The 2,277-nt window shown below is 64.6% G+C and carries 3 protein-coding genes; all 3 read left to right on the top strand.

What is annotated here, in order from left to right; translation table 11 throughout:
- Positions 1-1,089: acyl-CoA dehydrogenase family protein (locus QOL62_RS19685; RefSeq protein WP_283407301.1), on the top strand; the 1,089-nt coding region annotated here is incomplete at its 5' end.
- A 26-nt stretch (positions 1,090-1,115) separates the two neighbouring features.
- Positions 1,116-2,159, top strand: a complete 1,044-nt coding sequence (locus tag QOL62_RS19680) for an enoyl-CoA hydratase/isomerase family protein (protein ID WP_283407300.1) — start codon at positions 1,116-1,118, stop codon at positions 2,157-2,159.
- The coding region (locus QOL62_RS19675; protein ID WP_283407302.1) for an enoyl-CoA hydratase-related protein at positions 2,156-2,277 on the top strand (122 nt) is incomplete at its 3' end. The genes QOL62_RS19680 and QOL62_RS19675, both read left to right, overlap by 4 nt.

The raw sequence follows: 2,277 nt of genomic DNA, 5'->3' as shown, positions 1-2,277 counted from the left end.
CGCAAGTTCACGGCGGACAGGATCACTCCCTTTGCGGCGGAGTGGGACGAGAAGCACCATTATCCGGTCGATGTGTGGAAGGCGGCGGGCGAACTGGGCTTCGGCGCGATCTACGTGTCGGAGGACAGCGGCGGCATTGGCCTCGGGCGGCTTGACGCGGCGCTTATCATGGAAGCCATGTCCTACGGCTGCCCCGCCACGAGCGCCTACATCTCGATCCACAACATGGGCGCCTGGATGATCGACACCTTCGCGGACCAGCAGCTGAAGGACCGCTACCTTCCCGAACTGGTGACGATGGAGAAGATCGCGTCCTACTGCCTGACCGAGCCGGGTTCCGGCTCGGACGCAGCGGCGCTGAAGACCACGGCCCGGCTGGACGGCGATCACTACGTCCTCAACGGCACCAAGCAGTTCATCTCGGGCGGCGGCTACAATGACGTGTACCTGGTGATGGCCCGCACGGGCGAGCACAAGTCGCGCGGCATCTCCTGCTTCGTAGTCGACAAGGACACGGCGGGCGTCAGCTTCGGCGCGCCGGAGAAGAAGCTGGGCTGGAACAGCTCGCCCACCGCGCAAGTCATCTTCGAGGATGCCCGCGTTCCGGTGGAGAACCGGGTCGGGGCCGAAGGCGACGGCTTCAAGTTCGCCATGGCCGGTCTTGATGGCGGGCGGCTCAATATCGGCGCGTGTTCGCTCGGCGGCGCGCAGCGGTGCCTCGACGAAGCCGTCCTCTACGCCAAGGACCGCCGTCAGTTCGATCAGGCGATAGCCGAGTTCCAGAACACGCAGTTCCGCCTGGCCGACATGGCGGCAGAACTCGAGGCTGCCCGGGCGCTGCTTTATCTTGCTGCCGCCAAGGTGACGGCGGGCGCGGCGGACAAGACGCGGTTCTCGGCCATGGCCAAGCTTGTCGCGACGGACACCGGCTCCTCCGTGGTGGACAGGGCTCTGCAGATCTTCGGGGGATACGGGTACCTGAAGGACTACCCGATCGAGCGCTTCTGGCGTGACCTGCGCGTCCATCGCATTCTCGAAGGCACGAACGAGGTCATGCGGATGATCGTCGGCCGTGATCTCCTGAAGTGATCGATACACAGGTGTCAGGAAACGCAATGACCGACGAAGTGCTGTTCCGGCGCGAGGGTGTGGCCGGCTTCATCTCGCTCAACCGTCCCAAGGCTATCCACGCGCTCACGCTGGGTATGTGCGAGGCCATGATCAAGCAGCTCACCGCCTGGGCGCAAGACGCGGCGGTGAAGGTGGTGATCGTTGAACATGCGGAGGGGCGCGGCTTCTGTTCGGGTGGGGACATCAATCTCCTGCGCCAGTCCGCCTTGACGGACGGAGGCGAGGCGGGGCGAAGTTTCTTCCACGAGGAATATCGCCTCAATCATCAGATGTTCACGTATCCCAAGCCGATCGTGGCCTTTATGGACGGCATCACGATGGGCGGCGGCGTGGGCATCTCGCAGCCGGCCAGGTACCGCGTGGCGACGGAAAACACGCGGTTCGCCATGCCGGAGACGGGGATCGGCCTCTTCCCCGATGTGGGCGGAGGCTGGTACCTTTCACGGCTGGACGGCCGGGTGGGGCAATTCCTCGCCCTTACGGGTGCGCGGCTCGACGGTTCGGAATGCCTCTGGGCGGGGCTCGCCACGCATTATCTCCCGGCTGCGGAACTGGCACAGGCAAAGACCCGGATCGCTGCCGGGCATGACATCGGCGGCGTGCTGACCGCGCTGACCGCCAAGCCGGCCGAGCCAAGGATCGCCTCCCACGCGGCGGACATTCGGCGCCACTTCGCCTTCGACACGCTGGAACAGGTGCTTGCCTCCCTCGAAGGGGATGACAGCGAGTGGGCGGCCAAGGAACTCGCGACCTTGCGCACCAAGAGCCCGCAGGCCTGCAAGGTGTCACTGAGGCAGCTCAAGACTTCGCTTGGCCTCGAGACGTTCGCGCAGAACATGGCCATGGAATACGCCATCGGCTCGCGCGTGCTGGTCCTGCCGGACTTTGCAGAAGGCGTGCGGGCGGTGATCGTCGACAAGGACCACGCGCCCAAGTGGAACCCCGCCACTCCCGAAGGCGTGACCCAAGACATGCTGGACGCGATCTTCGCGCCTCTTCCTCCTGAAACGCAATGGAACCCTCTATGAGCTACGAAACGATCCTGGTCGAACAGAAGGGCGCTGTAACACTCATCACGCTCAACCGGCCGCAGGCGCTGAACGCCCTGAACTCCACCGTTCTGGCAGAGCTGACGAAGGCTTTCGC

The organism is Novosphingobium panipatense (assembly GCF_900182875.1).
Lineage (GTDB): Bacteria > Pseudomonadota > Alphaproteobacteria > Sphingomonadales > Sphingomonadaceae > Novosphingobium > Novosphingobium panipatense.
The sequence above is the reverse complement of the archived record's forward strand: the minus strand, read 5'-3'. Positions and strand labels throughout refer to the sequence as shown.